The organism is Xenorhabdus sp. TS4 (assembly GCF_014467265.1).
Lineage (GTDB): Bacteria > Pseudomonadota > Gammaproteobacteria > Enterobacterales > Enterobacteriaceae > Xenorhabdus > Xenorhabdus ehlersii.
The window spans coordinates 1-19,268 of sequence record NZ_NKHQ01000078.1; the positions used below are offsets into that span (position 1 = coordinate 1).

General features: G+C 43.7%; 16 protein-coding genes, 1 tRNA gene and 1 pseudogene. 6 read left to right on the forward strand and 12 right to left on the reverse strand.

Features of this window, described 5'->3' with window-relative positions:
* The first annotated feature begins 115 nt into the window (after positions 1–115).
* Complete coding sequence (locus tag Xets_RS15730) at positions 116–316, forward strand: Ail/Lom family outer membrane beta-barrel protein (RefSeq protein ID WP_187652111.1); 201 nt, start codon at positions 116–118, stop codon at positions 314–316.
* A 115-nt stretch (positions 317–431) separates the two neighbouring features.
* On the opposite strand, the gene Xets_RS15735 is transcribed toward Xets_RS15730, so the two are convergent.
* Positions 432–1,649: an NAD(P)/FAD-dependent oxidoreductase gene (locus tag Xets_RS15735; RefSeq protein WP_099131842.1), complete on the reverse strand. Its 1,218-nt coding sequence runs from the start codon at positions 1,647–1,649 to the stop codon at positions 432–434.
* Between the two features lie 298 nt (positions 1,650–1,947).
* On the opposite strand from Xets_RS15735, the gene pitA reads away from it, so the two are divergent.
* The gene (pitA, locus tag Xets_RS15740) at positions 1,948–3,438 is read left to right on the forward strand and encodes an inorganic phosphate transporter PitA (protein ID WP_099131918.1); all 1,491 of its coding nucleotides are present in this window, start codon (positions 1,948–1,950) and stop codon (positions 3,436–3,438) included.
* A gap of 60 nt (positions 3,439–3,498) precedes the next feature.
* Here the strand turns inward: pitA and uspB are convergent, their stop codons facing one another.
* Positions 3,499–3,828 carry a universal stress protein UspB gene (gene uspB / locus Xets_RS15745; protein WP_187652081.1) on the reverse strand — a complete coding sequence of 110 codons (330 nt, stop codon included), beginning with the start codon at positions 3,826–3,828 and terminating at the stop codon, positions 3,499–3,501.
* Between the two features lie 290 nt (positions 3,829–4,118).
* Between uspB and uspA the strand changes: the two genes are divergently transcribed.
* Both uspA and gdhA read left to right on the forward strand, forming a co-directional pair.
* Entirely contained in the window at positions 4,119–4,550 is a 432-nt protein-coding gene (gene uspA / locus Xets_RS15750; RefSeq protein ID WP_099131840.1) for a universal stress protein UspA, read from the forward strand.
* Positions 4,551–4,808: 258 nt separating this feature from the next.
* Entirely contained in the window at positions 4,809–6,152 is a 1,344-nt protein-coding gene (gdhA, locus tag Xets_RS15755) for an NADP-specific glutamate dehydrogenase (protein WP_187652082.1), read from the forward strand.
* 85 nt (positions 6,153–6,237) lie between these two features.
* Here gdhA and rsmJ read toward each other — a convergent pair whose 3' ends face one another.
* Together rsmJ and prlC are read right to left on the reverse strand one after the other, a co-directional pair.
* Positions 6,238–6,981, reverse strand: coding sequence for a 16S rRNA (guanine(1516)-N(2))-methyltransferase RsmJ (gene rsmJ, locus Xets_RS15760; protein ID WP_187652083.1), 744 nt, complete (start codon positions 6,979–6,981; stop codon positions 6,238–6,240).
* Between the two features lie 5 nt (positions 6,982–6,986).
* Complete coding sequence (gene prlC, locus Xets_RS15765) at positions 6,987–9,029, reverse strand: oligopeptidase A (RefSeq protein WP_099131837.1); 2,043 nt, start codon at positions 9,027–9,029, stop codon at positions 6,987–6,989.
* A 225-nt stretch (positions 9,030–9,254) separates the two neighbouring features.
* Here prlC and Xets_RS15770 point away from each other — a divergent pair.
* Positions 9,255–9,323, forward strand: a tRNA-OTHER gene (locus tag Xets_RS15770).
* A 266-nt stretch (positions 9,324–9,589) separates the two neighbouring features.
* Positions 9,590–10,017, forward strand: a pseudogene (locus Xets_RS15775) (GNAT family N-acetyltransferase).
* 61 nt (positions 10,018–10,078) lie between these two features.
* Here Xets_RS15775 and Xets_RS15780 read toward each other — a convergent pair.
* From Xets_RS15780 to Xets_RS15815, 8 genes are all read right to left on the reverse strand, one after another.
* Positions 10,079–10,405: a lysozyme inhibitor LprI family protein gene (locus tag Xets_RS15780; RefSeq protein ID WP_099131836.1), complete on the reverse strand. Its 327-nt coding sequence runs from the start codon at positions 10,403–10,405 to the stop codon at positions 10,079–10,081.
* The gene (locus Xets_RS15785) at positions 10,406–10,837 is read right to left on the reverse strand and encodes a hypothetical protein (protein WP_099131835.1); all 432 of its coding nucleotides are present in this window, start codon (positions 10,835–10,837) and stop codon (positions 10,406–10,408) included. It abuts the gene before it with no gap.
* A 189-nt stretch (positions 10,838–11,026) separates the two neighbouring features.
* Positions 11,027–12,688, reverse strand: coding sequence for an alpha,alpha-phosphotrehalase (gene treC, locus Xets_RS15790; RefSeq protein WP_099131834.1), 1,662 nt, complete (start codon positions 12,686–12,688; stop codon positions 11,027–11,029).
* Between the two features lie 18 nt (positions 12,689–12,706).
* Entirely contained in the window at positions 12,707–14,140 is a 1,434-nt protein-coding gene (treB, locus tag Xets_RS15795; RefSeq protein WP_187652084.1) for a PTS trehalose transporter subunit IIBC, read from the reverse strand.
* A 434-nt stretch (positions 14,141–14,574) separates the two neighbouring features.
* Positions 14,575–16,113, reverse strand: coding sequence for a M28 family metallopeptidase (locus tag Xets_RS24810; protein WP_255430674.1), 1,539 nt, complete (start codon positions 16,111–16,113; stop codon positions 14,575–14,577).
* 82 nt (positions 16,114–16,195) lie between these two features.
* Positions 16,196–16,735, reverse strand: coding sequence for a dihydrofolate reductase family protein (locus Xets_RS15805; protein WP_099131832.1), 540 nt, complete (start codon positions 16,733–16,735; stop codon positions 16,196–16,198).
* Between the two features lie 260 nt (positions 16,736–16,995).
* On the reverse strand, positions 16,996–18,027 hold the full coding sequence (locus Xets_RS15810) for a methyltransferase (protein ID WP_099131831.1): 1,032 nt from the start codon (positions 18,025–18,027) through the stop codon (positions 16,996–16,998).
* 128 nt (positions 18,028–18,155) lie between these two features.
* Positions 18,156–19,223: a methyltransferase gene (locus Xets_RS15815; RefSeq protein ID WP_099131830.1), complete on the reverse strand. Its 1,068-nt coding sequence runs from the start codon at positions 19,221–19,223 to the stop codon at positions 18,156–18,158.
* Between the last annotated feature and the right edge of the window lie 45 nt (positions 19,224–19,268).

Genomic DNA, 19,268 nt, shown 5'->3' on the forward strand with positions numbered 1-19,268 from the left:
TATGACAGTAACGACAAACCACATCCACTTTAGCCATCTCTCACTCCATAATAAAAAGCAGGGAGTTTATCACAATATCTAATCATTGAGAGCGTGACCCAGCGCCTATGCCTTAATTGGTGCAGCTAAAGTTGAAGGTAAAGCTCGTTTGACTGCACAACCAAGTGTAAGTAAAAAGAAAACAGCTGTTGCCTACGGTACAGGATTACAATTTAACCCGATACCAAGTGTAGCTGTTGATGTTTCCTACGAATATTCTGATTTAAGCCAGGCTAAAACAGGAACGTGGACAGTTGGCGTTGGCTATCGTTTCTAATTTGCTCCAATAGCTACCCCAAAACTTCACCCTGAATGTCAAACTGATGTATGAGTATTTAGGGTGTTGTTCTGTCCAATATTCTCAATTTTTAGGGAATATCAACTCCATTCAACTAAATGCCTTCTTCAGAAAAATTTCTGCACAACACCAAAGCCTGCGCACAAGCCCACGCCGAACTCCATGCCCATTGGAAATTATATCCACCAAGCCAACCGGTTACATCGACCACTTCACCAATAAAGTACAATCCCTTCACCTTATGGGTTTCCATCGTTTTTGATGACAACTCGTGAGTATCCACGCCGCCAAGAGTCACTTCCGCTGTGCGATAGCCTTCCGTACCATTGGGTTGTACCTGCCAGCATTGCAGGGTTGTGATCAGCGCTTTTTTCTGTGCGGGATTGAGTTGTTTCAGGGACAGTTCCGGCAATTGCCCAAGGGACTGCAAACATTCCACCAGACGTTTGGGCAGTAATTTAGCCAGTGTGTTTTTCAAACTCTGGTTGGGATGAGATTCCTGTTCCTTATCCAGAAAATTCTCGAAATCTGTGTCAGGAAGTAAGTTAATACTCACATATTCACTAGGTTGCCAATAACTGGAAATCTGCAAAATAGCTGGGCCAGAAAGGCCGCGATGGGTGAACAGAATGTTTTCCCTGAATACGGTACCATCTTTTGCGGTCACGACAGAAGGAACTGAAACGCCGGAAAGCGTTTGAAGTTGTTCCAGTAGTGGTTTATGCAGGGTAAAGGGAACTAATGCTGCACGTGTAGGCAGGATGTTGAGTCCAAATTGCTCTGCAATGCGGTAGCCCAAAGGAGAAGCTCCCAGGCCAGGCATGGACAAACCACCGGAGGCTACAACAAGTGAGTGTGCACTTACTTGTCTTCCTGTTACTGTAATGACAAAACCCTGCTCTTTCTTTTCGACATGGGTAACTTCACTGCGCAATCGAATCGTTACTTGCCCTATTTCGCACTCTTTCAAAAGCAGGTCTATGATTTGTTGCGCGGAGTTGTCGCAGAAAAGCTGTCCCAATGTTTTTTCGTGGTAAGGGATATTATAGCGTTGTACAAGATCAATAAAATCCCACTGGGTATAGCGAGCAAGTGCTGACTTACAAAAATGGGGATTGGCGGAAAGGTATGCCGTTGGTTCGGTATACATGTTGGTGAAATTGCAGCGCCCTCCACCGGACATCAAAATCTTGCGACCAGCTTTTTTGCCATTATCCAGTACCAGAACGTTTAATCCAGCTTGCCCTGCTTGTGCAGCACAGAATAAGCCGGCAGCGCCAGCACCAATAATAACTACATCAAATTTTTCCATTCATTTGTCTCTTTTAGCCGAGTTAATTGTGGGAATTCACTGCATTGTGAGGGCTCTGTTCACGAACTACGGAGAAAAATAGGCATTTGGTTTAACTTTCTACGATAAAAAGTTATTTTTCATCAAAAAAATATCAAAATATTAAAATTAAATAACTCTTTGATATAGTTAATAAATGCAAGGATTTTTATGCCATTTGACCATCATTAAATCAAAAAAAGGTCATATTTCTCTTTTCCCGCTAACGTTTGTCACTGATAATGCGCGCGTTCATGTCCTACTAACTGGCTTAACGTTTATGCTACATCTGTTTACTGGCCTGGAATTTTATACCGGCCTTATGTTAGTGCTTGCTCTGTTGTTTGTGCTTTTCTATGAAGCCATCAATGGGTTTCATGATACCGCAAACGCAGTAGCAACTGTTATTTATACCCGGGCAATGCGTTCACAGCTCGCTGTTGTGATGGCAGGGGTTTTTAACTTTTTGGGTGTTCTCCTTGGTGGGTTAAGTGTCGCTTATGCGATTGTGCATCTACTACCTACGGATCTTCTGCTAAATGTCAGTTCAGCTCACGGTTTGGCTATGGTTTTTTCCATGCTGCTGGCGGCGATCATCTGGAATTTAGGTACGTGGTATTTCGGCATTCCTGCATCCAGTTCCCATACGTTGATTGGTTCTATTATCGGCATCGGCCTGACTAATGCGATAGTGACCAGTTCTTCAGTGGTTGATGCGTTGAATATTCCGAAGATGATACAGATTTTCATGTCCTTGATTCTGTCTCCTCTTGTTGGCCTGATCATTGCCGGAGCGATGGTGTTTTTACTGCGTCGCTACTGGAGTGGTACAAAAAAACGTCGTCGTATCCATATGACGCCTGTTGAGCGTGAAAAACAGGATGGCAAACGTAAACCCCCATTCTGGACACGTACTGCCCTGATCCTCTCTGCTGTTGGTGTGAGTTTCTCCCACGGAGCGAACGATGGTCAGAAAGGAATTGGTTTGATTATGCTGGTTCTGATTGGCGTTGCGCCTGCAGGGTTTGTCGTCAATATGAATTCAACCAGTTATGATATTGCACGTACTCGTGATGCCGTTGTCCACTTGCAGCAGTATTATGGGCAGCATACTCCAGCGCTGACTCATGCGATTGAGCTGAATCCAGCCGTTTCTTCTGTTGACGATCAGCTAGATATGACGTTCCATTGCGATAGTTCACGCGCATTAGTGGTGCTGAACAAGGCTGAAAGCATGTTGGCGAGTATTCAAAATTTCAACGAGTTAACGCCGGATCAACGTAACAGTATGCGCCGTATGTTGATGTGCGCCGCTGATACGACCAACGTTGTGGCTAAGCTGCCAGAAACCAGCCTTGAAGATGCACGTTTCCTGAATAAGCTGCGTAAAGATCTGCTAAGTACCGTGGAATATGCGCCATTATGGATCATTGTTGCCGTGGCTCTTGCCTTATCTTTGGGCACAATGGTTGGCTGGAAACGTGTTGCTGTGACTATCGGTGAGAAGATTGGCAAAAAAGGCATGACTTATGCCCAAGGTGTTTCTGCGCAGGTGACTGCTGCGGTTTCTATTGGTGTTGCCAGTTATACCGGTATGCCGGTATCCACGACACAAGTGCTCTCTTCTGCGGTAGCGGGGACGATGCTGGTTGATGGTGGTGGTGTGCAGAGCAAGACTATCAAGAATATCATGTTGGCGTGGGTTTTGACGTTGCCGATTTCCATTGCATTGTCGGGCTTACTGTATTGGATCGCCCTGAAACTGATCTAATCACATCTTAGAAAAAAGGTTGGCTGTTCGTTATTGCAAGCCAACCTTTTTTATTTTATCTCAGATCATCATCGCTACCAGACATAGCAGAACAACGCCACATAGCATTTCTGTCAATATAAATTGTTTTCTCATCCTTTCGCATAACAAGACGACATCAGGGTCGTGATGGTTGATATAACTTTGTGAATTGATATAACGCACGAGCCGAATCTGCTTATTGAATTGACCATTAGCTTTAAAAAAACCATTTCCATCAACGGTTTGATACAACATTGGATCTGACTCGCGTAAAATTGACAGAAGTACACGGAGCGAAGAAAAGTAGCGCATTATGTTAACAATGCAGATAAGACAAACTGCCCAAAATAGTGCCGTGGTATTGAACATACTTCCCCCTCCTGATCGTGGCAGCAATAGTTGCCAGCAAAAGAAGAAACCAACCGGAAACGTTTTTATTTGAATAATGACTATATTAAATATTAGTTAAAAATACAGTGCTCAGCGGGTATTATCGTAAGGCATATAATCCGCTATTGTGGCCAGACTGCGAGAAATAAAACAATAAGTTGTGATCAAAACAACACTCAAAAGACACATTGAGCGGTTATAGTATAAACATCGAATCATGGCGTTTAATGTTGCCAATCCATTTAATCGACGTTATGGAAGGAGTTCTTATGGCTTACAAACATATTCTTGTTGCGGTTGATTTATCTCCAGAAAGTCAGATTTTGGTGGAAAAAGCTGTATCATTGGCGAAACCGTACAATGCCAAAATTTCCCTGATCCATGTTGATGTTAACTACTCTGATCTTTATACCGGCCTGATTGACGTAAATCTTGGTGATATGCAGGAGCGTATCGCGGATGAAACCCGTAATTCCCTGAAAGAACTCTCTGCTAGTGCAGATTACCCCATTCAGGAAACGTTGAGTGGCAGTGGTGATTTAGGACAAGTCCTTGTGGATGCTATTAAGCAATACGATATGGATCTGGTTGTATGTGGTCACCATCAGGACTTTTGGAGTAAGTTGATGTCTTCAGCTCGCCAGCTTATTAACACCGTTCATGTTGATATGTTGATTGTACCTTTGCGTGACGAAGAATAATCTTCGGTTGATATTTTATTCCGTAAAATCGCCTGCTTATGCAGGCGATTTTTTTATCCTCAGAAAAGATAATGAAACTGGTTTAGAAATTGTCAAAGTTATTTTTGAGAAAATATATAAAAAATAGTTGTTGAAATTTAAGCATAGAACAGTGCTATATTCAGAAAGCAAACCGTAATTACCTCACATTTTCGACAAAAAAATAATATGGGAAATGGCAGGGGGTCATCACATCTGAATGACAAAAAGGAAGCCCAAATGAATGTTTCATTATCTTTAGTTTCATTTCTTGATTCGGTTCAATCCCGTAATCAGCATCAACCAGAATACCTACAGGCAGTACGAGAAGTGTTGACCTCTCTCTGGCCTTTTCTGCAACAAAACCCGCAATATTGTGAGCAAGGGTTATTGGAACGCCTAGTGGAGCCGGAAAGAGTTATCCAATTCCGCGTTTGCTGGGTGGATGATCACGGGAAAGTACAGGTTAACCGCGCATGGCGGGTTCAGTTCAGCTCTGCTATTGGGCCATTTAAAGGTGGGATGCGTTTTCACCCTTCTGTTAATCTTTCTATCCTGAAATTTTTAGGCTTCGAGCAGACATTGAAGAATGCGTTGACAACGCTGCCGATGGGAGGCGGAAAAGGGGGTTCTGATTTCGATCCCAAAGGGAAAAGCCACGGTGAAATTATGCGATTCTGTCAGGCATTGATGACAGAACTGTACCGGCATCTGGGGCCAGATACCGATGTGCCTGCCGGAGATATTGGCGTAGGCAGCCGTGAAGTAGGTTTTATGGCGGGTATGATGAAAAAACTGTCGAACAATACGGCGTGCGTTTTTACGGGTAAAGGTCTTTCTTTTGGTGGTAGCCTGATCCGCCCTGAAGCCACCGGATATGGGCTGGTTTATTTCACCCATGAAATGCTCAAACGGCATGGTATGGAACTTGAAGGTATGCGGGTATCTGTGTCTGGTGCGGGAAATGTCGCCCAGTATTCTATTGAGAAATGTATGGAACTGGGGGCAAAAGTCGTCACAGTATCGGATTCAGGCGGTACGGTATTGGATGAAGATGGTTTTACACCGGAGAAACTGGCTCATCTTCAAGAGATCAAAAACCAGCGTTACGGCCGTGTAGAAGAGTATGCCAAAGAGCGTGGACTGACTTTCCTTCAAGGCCAGGATCCGTGGTCTATTCCTGTGGATATTGCCCAGCCTTGTGCGACGCAGAATGAACTGGATTTGGAAGCAGCAAAAACATTGATTAAAAATGGTGTGAAAGCGGTTGCGGAGGGCGCCAATATGCCGGCGACAATTGCGGCTACTACGGCTTTCCTTGAAGCAGGCGTTTTGTTTGCACCGGGTAAGGCGGCTAATGCGGGTGGAGTGGCAACTTCGGGTCTGGAGATGGCACAGAACGCAGCACGTTTGAATTGGAAAGCAGAGAAAGTGGATATTCGTTTACATCACATCATGCTCGATATCCATCAGGCTTGCGTAGAATATGGTGGAGAAGAGAAACAAACTAACTACGTACAAGGTGCAAATATCGCTGGCTTTGTCAAAGTGGCGAATGCGATGTTGTCACAAGGTGTTGTGTAGTTAGGTAGTTATGCAATTAATTTATTGTCTAACTACATGATTCGTTGTAATTAATAACCCCATTCAGAACATGGGGTTTATTTTTTTAACAAGGATAAATATCGAAACGGTGGTTTTTGGTGGTAATTGCAGCGGAAGCTTTAACACCTGCCAGTGGTTCTGCATAATCTGGTCGTTTCACTACAACACGACGTTTTGCCAATGTTCGGGCAGGTTCCAGCAAACTATCAGCATCCTCATCCGCTCCGACCAGCGATTGGAAAACCCGCATTTCTTTTTTGACCAGCGCGCTTTTTTGTTTATGTGGATACATAGGATCAAGATAAACCACATCTGGCGGCGGTGTAATATCCGTCAAAGCTGTAATGCTTGAGGCATGGATCAACGTCATGCGCTCTTTCAGCCAGCCGCCAATCTCTTCATCCTGATAGCCACGTTGTAGGCCGTCATCCAGCAATGCGGCTACCACTGGGTTGCGCTCTAACATCCTGACATGACAACCGATAGAAGCCAGTACAAAAGCATCGCGTCCCAATCCAGCGGTAGCATCCACAACATTGGGTAAATAATCTTTCTTGATGCCGACTGCTTTCGCGACGGCTTCGCCACGACCACCACCAAAGCGACGACGGTGTGCCATTGTACCGCTGACAAAATCGACATAAATCCCGCCCAGCTTAGGTTCATCGCACTTGCGCAATTCCAGTCGTTCGGGAGTCAGTACTAATGCCATGACTGATTCTTCATCGTGGATCAGATTCCAACGTTCAGCCAATCGCGATAAGGCGCTGCGATCAGCGCTTTCTTCACAAATCAAACAAATCTTCACTGGTTTTATCCGCCGATGCCGTAGCTCTTCAGCATTGCATCCAGTTCTGGTTCACGACCACGGAAGCGGACAAACAGAGTCATTGGATCTTCTGAGCCGCCACGGGTCAAAATGTTGTTGAGGAATGACTGACCGGTTGTGCGATTGAAAATTCCCTCTTCTGAGAAGCGAGAATAGGCATCGGCTGCCAGCACATCCGCCCACAGATAACTGTAATAACCTGCTGCATAGCCACCATTAAAGATATGGCTAAAGGAGTGTGGGAAGCGCCCCCAATCTGGTGATGGCACAACCGCAACCTGTTTTTTCACTGATTGCAACGTTTCCAGGATTTGCGCCCCCTTAGCTGGATCATATTCCACATGCAGACGGAAATCGAACAGTCCAAACTCAAGCTGACGCAGAATTCTCATTGCGGCCTGATAGTTTTTGGCTGCCAGCATATTATCCAGCATCTCTTGTGGCAGCGGTTCCTGAGTTTGATAGTGACCGGAGATAAATGCCAATGCTTCCGGCTCCCAGCACCAGTTTTCCATAAACTGGCTTGGGCACTCTACCGCATCCCACGGTACGCCACTGATGCCAGCAACATCCAAGGCTTCAATCTCGGTCAGCATGTGGTGCAGGCCATGCCCAAATTCATGGAACAGTGTTGTGACTTCATTGTGCGTAAACAGGGCGGGTTGATCACCGACTGGCTTGTTGAAGTTACAAGTCAGATAAGCGACAGGGTTTTGCAATTCACCAGATGCATGACGCATTCTGCCAACATAACTGTTCATCCATGCGCCACCGCGTTTATGTTCACGGGCGTAAAGATCTAAATAGAAACTGCCGCGCAATACCTGCTTATCATCATACAGATCAAAGAAACGAACATCAGGATGCCATGTATCTACACCATGGCGCTCTTTGGCAGTGATGCCATAAATGCGGCGAACCACTTCAAACAGCCCTTCCAGCGCTCGTTGTTCAGGGAAGTAAGGACGTAGTTGTTCATCATCAATGGAGAAATCGTGCTGCTTTTGCTTCTCGCTGTAATATGTCAGATCCCACGCTTCCAGCTCATTAACACCGTAGTGAGATTTGGCGAAGTCAGTGAGTGCTTCCAACTCTTCTTTACCTTGTTGGTGGGCACGTTTGGCCAGGTCGTTCAGGAAATCGAGTACTTGCTGAGGTGTTTTAGCCATTTTGGTCGCCAGCGAACTTTCAGCATAGTTCTTGAATCCCAGTAATTGGGCCAGTTCATGACGTAATGCGAGTAGTTCCGCCATCACTTCACTGTTATCCCATTTTCCGGCATCTGGCCCTTGATCGGAAGCACGGGTTGTATAGGCGTAATACATTTCTTTGCGCAGTTCACGATTATCGCCATAGGTCATGACCGGCAGATAACTTGGCATATTGAGTGTCAACAACCACCCATCCAGCCCCTTGGCTTCGGCGGCGGCCTTGGCTGCGGCTTTGGCACTTTCAGGCAGACCGGCCAGATCGCACTCGTCGGTAATCAGCTTGGTCCACCCCATAGTGGCATCCAGCAAATTATTGCCGAACTTTGCCCCTAGCTCAGATAAACGGGCAGTAATTTCACCGTAACGCTTCTGTTTCTCTTCTGGCAAGCCAATGCCGGTCAATTCAAAATCACGCAAAGTATCTTCAACAACCTTGCACTGTGGCAGGGAAAGGGTCATGAAGGCTTGGCTATCTCTCAGGGATTTGTAGGCTTGATATAACCCCTTGTGTTGCCCCAACCAGGTATCGAACTCAGAGAGCAAGGGCAGGCTTTGCTCATAGGCTTCGCGAAGCTCTGGACTATTCTTGACCGCATTCAGGTGTTCGACTGGCGACCACATACGGGAAAGCCGATCTTTCTCTTCTGAAATGGGTTGGCACAGATTATCCCAAGTAAAAGCGGAGTTTTCGGATAAAATCTTCTCAATTAATTGGCGGTAATTGGCTAACGTCTCTTCCACAGCAGGCACGACATGTTTTGGTTCGATTGCAGAGAAATCAGGCAATGCAGAAGATGTCAGTAGCGGATTAGTCATAATGAGCGCCTTATATGTATATTTAGGTATAGGCTGAAACCAGCCCCGCATCCCAATGGGTTGTTGACGATAGATGGGGATAAGATACCGTGAGTTCAATGCTAATGCTGCACTTTTATGCGAATAATTAGGCTCTTTTTCTATCAGAGATCTGTGAAGTCACGGAGAAGTTTAGATATTCTTGGAGACGCGCTATAATCCCTGCTCTTCATCAGTTTCATTAATGGAAGATCATCGTCCCCGGTGGGGCCGCCAGCGGCCCTCGGCAGGTTCGACTCCTGTGATCTTCCGCCAATTACCCTCCGCTTAACTCAATTTTTCCATTCAAATAAGTAAGCATAATAAGTATGCTGATGTTGATGCAAGGTTGCGTTGGGATTGTGTTAGCCGCTTTTATTACTCAAGTACCAATGTTTGCTTCTCAATGGGGAATGTTTCCAGGTCAGGCTGCATTTCTTATCACATTATTCGGGCTGATAGGTTGGCTCTCTCGTTTAGTACTCACACAGTAGTACACATTACTGGGTTTCTGTAGGATAAAAATGTCGGAGAATAAAAGTATGGCGCAACACTTTCATTGGCAGAAAGAAAATTACCAAGTATCAACAGACAAATCGCTGTTAGATATCACCGCTATCCACCAATTTCTTACACATTCTCGTTGGGCGGAAGGTATTGATCTCGAAACAGTACGGTCTGCTATTGAAAACAGCCTGACATTTAAATAGGATTTGCCAGGCTCGTAACGGATTTTGCAACGTTTGGCTATCTATGTGATGTTTATGTATTGGAGGAGTATCAAAAACAACAACTAGGCCGCTGGTTGATAACGTGTTGCCAATCCCATCCTGTTATGCAGAAATTACGAAGAATTATGCTTGTGACGTCAACAGCACCTTGGTTATATGAAAAATTTGGCTACTCTCCCGTTAATCATGAAAACGGTGTTTGGCAGATAGTTCGTCCAGATATTTATAATAAATATTAACGATTATTATTGATTGGAAGTTGTATTACGCTCCGTTCCTTGGAACCCTAATTATTTATTATCAAATCGGTTTCTCTATCCAATTATACAGTGTATCAAGTTGATGAATGCGTTGGTGGTAACTTTGCAGCAAACAGGCTGTATCACCCTTGCACTTTTGGCGCTGTTTCAGCCATGCAGTTTGGTTATCATACATTTCACCAGATACGCCCATGGCAAATAACCCTCGCAGAAAGTGATATTTCACATTTAATTCCACATCCAAATCATTTAGCTTTAGGTCTGAACAAATTGCTTTTTCATCCGGTGCCTTGGCTTTGGCACAGTCAAAACTGGCAGCAAAACTGAGTGGGGAGAAGATAAGTAACATAAGCCAGAGATATTTCATTTAATTCTCCTTTATGGGAAAGAACTTGAATGATCGGGCTTTACCAGTTGCATCTAATTTGCAGGAAAATCGAATGTCGTGCCAGCCATCATCCGTCCTATACATACCGATACCGACCAACTCAGAAGGGTGTTTGAGTCTTATACTATCTTCTGAAACCACACCGAGGAAAACTTTATCAGCATCTTTGTGATATTTCTTAATGATGGGTAAGGCAAAAGGACGACAAATAAACTCTGCCACTTTTTTGGTATCTGACCAACTTTCTACCATTGGTAGTGCAGATTTATCTGTAACTTGCTCATTAATCTGCTGTTGCAGGTATTTTTTCTGGTCTGGAGATAATTGTTGAGATGGTACTTTTGCTTGTGCAAAGGCAGATAATAGTAGGCTGATGATCCCCAAATAAGTTAAGTATCTTGAGTAAAACATAATGGCATACTCCTTGTTTGAGATTAAAAAAGTATGGCATGGATTTTGTGGGTGCGCCATTAATATACATGCATTTCATGAGTCTTTAAAAGAAAATACCCTACCTCGTTTTATTTTTAGTGAGGTAGGGTATTTTAAGTATTTTATAAATAATTCATTATGCCAAATGACGATATATCAATAATATTATCATTTGGATATTAAGTATATTGATTCATAAGGTTTAATTTTAATCTCATGATCTACCGTTGCAGGTGATGGGTAATTGCTCATCAATACCTGCCATTCTTTGCTTAAAAGAGCAGGTTCTGGAGACCAAAGTTGAGTTTCATCGCTTAGGTTTGCAATAACCAGTAAGGTTTGATCCTGCCAACGACGCAGATAGCACCACAGTGAAGGGTGTTCTGGCAGCAGATCCAGGTAATCACCGTATGTCAGAATGGGCTGTTGCTTTCTCAATTTAATCAAATTGTGGTAGCAATAGAAGACGGAATCTTCGTCCTGTAAGACGGTTTCGGCGTTGATCTCTGAGTAATTACTGCAAGGCGCAATCCACGGTGTTCCGGTGGTAAAACCAGCGCTTGCTGAATTATCCCACTGCATGGGGGTTCGGCTGTTATCACGGGATTTCTGCGCCAAAATCGCCAGTATATCCTCTGGTTGCACACCTTTCTCAATACGCTCTTGATACATATTCAAGCTTTCGATATCCCGATAATCTTCAATGCGCGTAAAGTGAGGATTTGTCATGCCCAGCTCTTCGCCCTGATAAATATAAGGCGTGCCTTGCATACCGTGCAACACCATCGCCAGCATTTTAGCGGATGTTTTATGGTGTTGGTGTTCATCCCCGAACCGAGAAACAATGCGCGGCTGATCATGGTTACACCAAAAAAGCGCATTCCAGGCTTTTTGGTGCATACCCTGCTGCCATGTTGCGAAAATCTTTTTCAGTTCAACGTAATCTGGTTTTGCCCGAGTCCATTTTTCTCCATTTGGGTAGTCAACTTTTAGATGGTGAAAATTAAACGTCATGGACAGCGTTGTTCCGTCCAGGGCAGCATAGCGTTGGCAGTTCTCAAGGCTGGTGGATGACATTTCACCAACGGTCATTAATCCTTTAGGCTGGAAAACATCACGGCTCATTTCTTGCAGAAACTCATGTATCCGCGGGCCATCGGTGTAGAATCGGCGGCCATCGCCGTGATCATCATTAGGATAATCTTGCTGTTTTGAGACAAGGTTAATGACATCCAGACGCAAGCCATCAACGCCACGATCAGCCCAGAATTCACAGATTTTTTTCAGCTCAGCGCGAACCGGTTCATGCTCCCAATTTAAATCGGCTTGTTCAACCGCAAACAGGTGGAGGTAATATTGTTGACTCTCTGCATGCCATTGCCACGCATTACCACCGAATTTGGATTTCCAGTTATTGGGCAGGGAATCTTCAGAACCATCCCGCCAGATATAAAACTGGCGATAAGGGCTATTAATGTCCTGTGCCGCCTGGAACCACGGGTGTTGGGTTGAAGTGTGATTGAAAACCATATCCAAAATAATGCGCATGCCACGTCGATGGGCATTTTGCACCAAATTATCAAAGTCCTCCATGGAGCCATAATCAGGATTGATAGCACAGTAATCAGCGACATCATAGCCATTATCAACCTGCGGAGAGGGATAAATCGGCGTGATCCAAATGGCCTCAACGCCGAGTCGCTGTAAATAATCCAGCCGTTGGGTGATCCCGTTGATATCTCCCGTACCGCTACCGGTACTATCCTGAAAACTTTTTGGATAAATTTGGTAGATAACGCTATCCATCCACCATGGTTTTTGTTCCGTCATAAATAGATACCTACAAAATTAATTGGCCTGTTCATTGGGTAAGAGCGCCTTGCGTTCATTTTTGCGATAAGCCAGAACAGTCAGGAAGAATGGCACAACAATAGCGATGAGCATGGCAATCAGATAAATCATCCAGAACTGTGGCTTGATAGAAAGAATTCCTGGTATTCCGCCAACGCCGATACCATTAGCAATCACATGGTTGAGTCCACAAACCAGTCCAGCCAGAGCTGCGCCAATCATCGCACAGAACATGGGGTAACGGTATTTGAGGTTGATACCATACATGGCGGGTTCGGTTACGCCCAGATAGGCTGAAATTGCCGCAGGAACAGAGATTTCGCGTTCTTTTTGTTTCTTGCTTGCCCAGACAATGCCGAGAACGGCAGAACCTTGTGCGATATTAGATAGCGCAATAATAGGCCAGATCGGTGTTCCTCCGGTGCTTTGGATCATTTGCAGGTCGATGGCCAGTGTTGTTTGGTGTACACCCGTGATAACCAGTGGAGCATAGAAGAAACCAAACAAGGCGGCTCCGATAGGGGCAAAGCTACCCGTCATTAGACTTTTAACAACCCAGGCAACACCATCCCCGATAGCACGTCCGGCAGGGCCTATCAGGGCGTGGGCAAGGAGGACAGCCAGTACCAGAGAAGCCACAGGGACAATCACAAGATAGAGATAGTCTGGTACCCATTTTTTCAGCCGGGTTTCAATCCACCCCAACGTCAGGCCAGCTAATAGGGAAGGAATAACCTGTGCCTGATAACCGACTTTAGAAATGGTAAACCAGCCGAAATTCCAGACTTCGGGCGTTTGTTGCCCAAGCAGGTAGGCATTCATCAATTGTGGGGAAACCAGGGTAATACCGAGAATAATCCCCAGAATGGGTGTTCCGCCCATCTTTTTGACGGCAGACCAACAGATACCTACAGGGAGGTAGAAGAATACAGCTTCACCGATTAACCAGAGAAAATCATAAATACTCTGCCAGACAGGATAGAGTTGCGCGAGCGATTTGCCTTCACTAAACGGGATATCGCCGATCAGGTTACGAAAACCGAGGATTAAACCGCCGCTGATCAGGGCTGGCAGTAGGGGGAAGAAGATCTCAGCAAAATGTGAAATTGCATTTTCATACCATTTCATATTTTGGCGAGCAGCTTGTTTAACTTCTTCTTTATTAACGGATTGTTTCCCTGTGGTTTCAAGCAGAGCTTTATAATAGACATCCACATTTGTCCCAATCACGACCTGAAATTGTCCGGCATTAGTGAAGCATCCCTTGACCATTGGTAACTCTTCAATGGCTTTGGCGTCGGCATTTTCTGGTGTATTAAGAACGAATCTGAGGCGGGTGATACAATGACTGACGGAAGCGATATTTTCTTTACCACCAATCAAGGTAATAAGATTATCAATATCCTTTTGATTTATTTGTTTTTTCTTCATGCCTTTCTCCTTGGTGTGGCAGGAGTTATAAATAATGGAGTTTTGCGATTAACAGAATTATTTCTCTCATGATGAGATAATGAATAGACTGAAGTAATAGCAGGTTAATCCTAGACAGATTTTTATATTTTGAATATGAAAAGTTGCTTTGTTTGAGTTTTAGATCACATTTTAGGCCATTGATTTGAAATTAAAGGGTTTTTTATATTCGTAGTACTTATTATTATCGGGTTTTTAGTTTTTTCAGTAATTAATAGATGTGACTTATAGGTTCATGCCATCGATGGCTTGGTAAAATAAAGAAAGATCCGTACCCTAGCGAGTCACAACTTGGATCTGCGCCCGGTGGCGGCGCAGAATGTTATTCAATTCGATGATATCCGTGTGAATGGTGTGGTTGGAAAAACAGATCCACGGGAATTTTAACCTGTTATCTATCGGTTTTTCGTGAATGAATGAGGTATTGCTCTCCATAAGCACCAATAATTGATACTCCATATGATTGTCGGTATTAAGGCTATAATGAAAGCAAATAGTAAGCTTTGTAATCCGCTGTTGATCAGGTAAACCACAGGCGTATATAAGAGGCTTGAAAAGTATATTCCTAATGTTGTGATAATGAGCGCGAGATAAAATCGATTAAATTTAAATAGAATAATGTGTGAAATTAATAAAAATAGGCACGGGATGGTAATTAAATAAGACAGGGCGGGTATTTTTATGGAAATTATTGCACAGAGTAATCCAATAAAAATAAAGGGGATCTGTCTGTAAGATTTTTTTACATTACGATTCATCTGATGGTGAAAAAGATGTTTTCCCCAGAATAAACAAAGAATTAAAATGCTGATACCAAGGACAGCGGTGACATCGGAGGGAATTATAACTAACCCGTATATGGGCAACGGAAAGTAAACTGCATCTTTATTATGTCCCAGTAGTTCCATATCTTGCTGTACGATAAAATAATAACCCACTTTTCTCACGGTATTCTGGTATTGAAATAAGGTTTCAGGGGAAAGATTTTCTAGCGTATCGCTCATTCTGTGATAATGTTCGAAGCCTTGTACGACTGCAAAATTCAGTCCGGCTATCCCTTTTTCTTTAAATACCGTGTAATCAGTATCGTTCTGTAAAATATCATATATCAAAGGGGTAAATGAGAATGCAGTGACGTTGCTTAAATTCTTATTTAATGCCGTCATCAGAGCATAAGGTTGAGCAGAGGTTTCAAATAATACAGGAATACCATGATTTCCCCTTGCTTCAAAATTCAAAACAAGGCTAATCGATTGTAACTCTTCATCGGTCAATTGGTTGGCAAAATAATTTGCGCCTAATAAACCTAACTCTTCACCATCGGTTAGTAAGAAGATAACATTATTTTTTATCGTCGTTACTTGGGTCAGATCCCGCATTAGCTGCAACATGGAGGCAACAGCCATGCCATCATCCCCTGCTCCAGGAGAGGTGCCCACACTGTCATAATGCGCGACAATCAATATCGTGTTTTTAGCGGCAGGAGAAGTTCGTTTAGCAATGATGTTGGTGCCGTAAGCGGAGTTTCCCTGTTTTAGCCCTGAGCGGATGCGCACTTCTTCTTCAAAAGTTTTGGCACCGACTCGTGCTAGTTCTGCATCAAATGCGCGGCGTTGGTATTCATCAAGTTGTGAGTAGATTTTTTCCTGACGAGCAACAAGTTCATCGATAGTGAACAGGAACGGTTGTTCGATAACATGGTATCCCATTGCTTGAATTTCTGTGAGTAAATAGCGGCGGATCTGTTCTTGCTGTGTGGATACTGTAGGATGTGGTTTGGCTGCAATGATACTGAGCGCTTTTTGTACGTTTAAATATCCTGTTTCTTTAGTTGGTAAGGTGGTCATCGTTGTCGGTTGTACCATGCTGACACCTTGATATACAGATAAACCAAGAACAACGACTAAAATCAGGCTCAAAATGATACGAGTCATGTTGTTTCCCCAGTGTTGTCAATAGGCTGCGTGATAACAGTTTCTTGGCAAGAACAAGTACTGTCACACGCAGTGCTAATACTTAGCTCATTTTTACGTCCATTAAGGTTTCGATAGCACCACTTTGTAATAATCGCTGCATCTTAGGAACCACTTTAGTCTTTTGGTCAATTGGCAGAACATTAACGCCAGAACCCAGAAATACGGGAATGGTTGTAATGAACAATTGTTGCAATTCACCTGCATTAGCAAAATATGCAGCTGTTTTTCCTCCTCCCACGACCCAGACATTTTTGTCTTTTGCTGCCAGTCTTGCCTTGGAAGCGATGGACTTAGGGGATTCTTGGGTGACTACCGCGTTGATCCCTACAGGAATGGATAGTTTTCTTGAAGAAAGAATAAATGACGGAATATCTTTATAGGGCCAGTCATCCGCTGAGTTTTTCATGATCCATTCATAAGTTTCAGCACCCATAATGGCCGCGCCAATTCCACGGTAAAAATCATCATACGGGGTGGCATCATCGCCAAGTGTGAATTCATAGAGCCAATCCAACTCGTGGTTTTCCGTTGCGATATAACCATCCATTGTTGCAGCGACAAAATAAATGAGCTTTGACATCATTTTTCCTCATAGTTACACATTACAATTAAAACTTTGGCTAATTAACCCTGTTTGACAAGTAAAAAGTTTCATTAATTAATTTCAGCCAATTTAATAACATTATTAAATTAGTTTTATAAAGCCTATTCCCTTAGGCTCTAAATTATCAGGTCGATTAGGCCGTGTTCTTTATAATCTATAAAGTAAGATGTGTCATTGTATATTCGCATTATGGTGTTACTGGTTTATTAGTGTTACGAGTTTATTGGCGCCATGCGTCACTTGGGTGTGGCATATATAATGCCGTTGCCACTGGGTAATTGGGTGATCTCTTTAACGGTAAAATTAGCTTGTCCGAGTAATTCTCTAAATTCTTTTTCCGTGCGTTCCTTACCGCCAGAAATACCAAAAAGAGACAGCATATATAAGTCCATCATGGCAGCAGTTTTATTTGCATTTGTGTCTTCTATGTCTGAGGCTAATAAATCGATAATGATGAGTATGGCCTTTTTAGGCATATTTCGATGGCACGTTGATAATATTTTTCTGCAATTGTCATCGCTCCAATCATGGAGTACATGTGACAGCAGGTAAATACTGGCATTTTCAGGCAATGCTTTGAAAAAATCACCTGCGATGATTTGGAATAACCCCGTTTTTCCTTGTTCAGCCAATTTCTTCCGAGCTATCTCTGTAGCGACAGGTAAATCAAGGAGAATCCCCTGATTGTTCGGCCATTTTTCTAATATTCGCGTGAGTAGATAGCCTGATCCTCCCCCAATATCTAAAATGGTTTCTGATTCACCAATGACAAGATGATCTAATAATTCAGGGACTTCCAATTCTAATCCCATATCCTGTGAACGGTCGAAAATAGCTCTTTTTTCTGGATTGGCTTCAAGATATTTGAACAGGGTAGCGTGATAGAACTCTTCAAAGCTGGATTTTCCACTACGGATAGTCTCTGTTATACCACGCCAGGCCTGCCCTATTTCTCCGTTGATCAGCAATGCAGTTGGCTGTGCAGAGGCGACTGCTTGTCTTGTTAGGCTCTTACCTAATAAGGTTAAAGCAAATTCTCCATCCGTGTTGGTGACGAGACCAAATTGGGTCAGCGCCCGAAGTAGTCTCGCCAGAGCGGCCGGATTGGTTTGAGTTTGGTTTGCTAATTGTTCAATTGAGCTGTTAGACGTGTCAATTAAATCGGGCAAATTGAGGACACAGAAAGTCTGTATAGCTTGGGATATCAATTGACTGTATAAGATCTGTCTAATTTGTTGAGGTGTGTTGTTGTCACTTTGCGTGTCCATTGTTGTTTCCTTTCATTGAGCATGTTGTTAAATGGGTATCGTGTTGAATGTGTGGCAAAAAGTCATCCGGCTTTAAGAGGCTGGATGACTTAATGTGATTTATACCCTCAGTCTTTTATAGGTAATAATTATTTATGGGCAATGATGATGCCATGTGGCGTCCAGCCTGGAATGCGGATGCGTTGTGGATCTTTGAATCCGGCTTCATTCAGGCAGTGTTCATATTGTTCCCAAGAATAAATCATCCCTCCTTCAGCGGGCAGACAGGCGAAGTAAACGCTGTCTAGCGCAGCAACAACAGGGCCATCTCCTTCATCGTTTGACATTGAGTTGAAAATCACAACCCGTCCCCCTTTTGGCAGGGCATCATAGGCTTTGCGCAACATGCGTATGTTTTCTTCCAGTGTCCAAATAACCAGTTGATGGGCGAAAAGGATGCAATCGTAGCCTGTTGGGAAAGGATCATGCAGGATATCCAACGCCTTGGCTTCAACTCTGTCTCCAAGCCCTGCTGCTGCAATTTTGGATTTGGGAACTGCCAACGCTGATTCTATATCGAGCAAGGTCACATGCAGGTGAGGATTGGCCTGTGCCAGGGCAAGAGCATTGACTGCATCGCCACCACCTGCGTCCAGCAGACGATGTGTGTTGGACAGGTCAAGGTGTTTAATCAAATCTTTGTTGGCAAGTTCAGACCAAGAGCGCATATATTTATAGAAAACTTTTTCAAGTTCAGGATGTTGGTGCATACGGTGGTAAAGGTCACGACCTGTGCCTGGAAAACGCCGTAAACCGACATTGTTATTTGCCCGCAGAGATTCGGTAAAGTCGAGCTGGCTCTCATAGACAATATACTGCTCAAATGCCACAGTATCTTTAAAGCGTTGCCAATCAGCCGTGCTCATGAGTTCTTCCAGGACCTCAGCATTTCTGTAAATTCCGTTGTCTTTTGTCAACATACCCAATGAGGTGACACCTAATAGCAAGATATCTGTTGCTCGCTCTTCCAAACCCAACGCTGTTCTGATTTTTTCCTTCGTAGGTTCATGAAGGTCTGTGATCGTTTCAAACAAATTAAGCTCACAAGCTGCTCTAAGATATTGGAATGCCGCATGACTAAATAGGAGATAACTGAGTCCCGCCATATCAAGTTGAGCAGGCTTTGTATAGTCAACTGAGCGATGGGTAGATGTCATATCTTAATTCCTTAATAATAATATTGTTATAGGTTAATGGTTGGG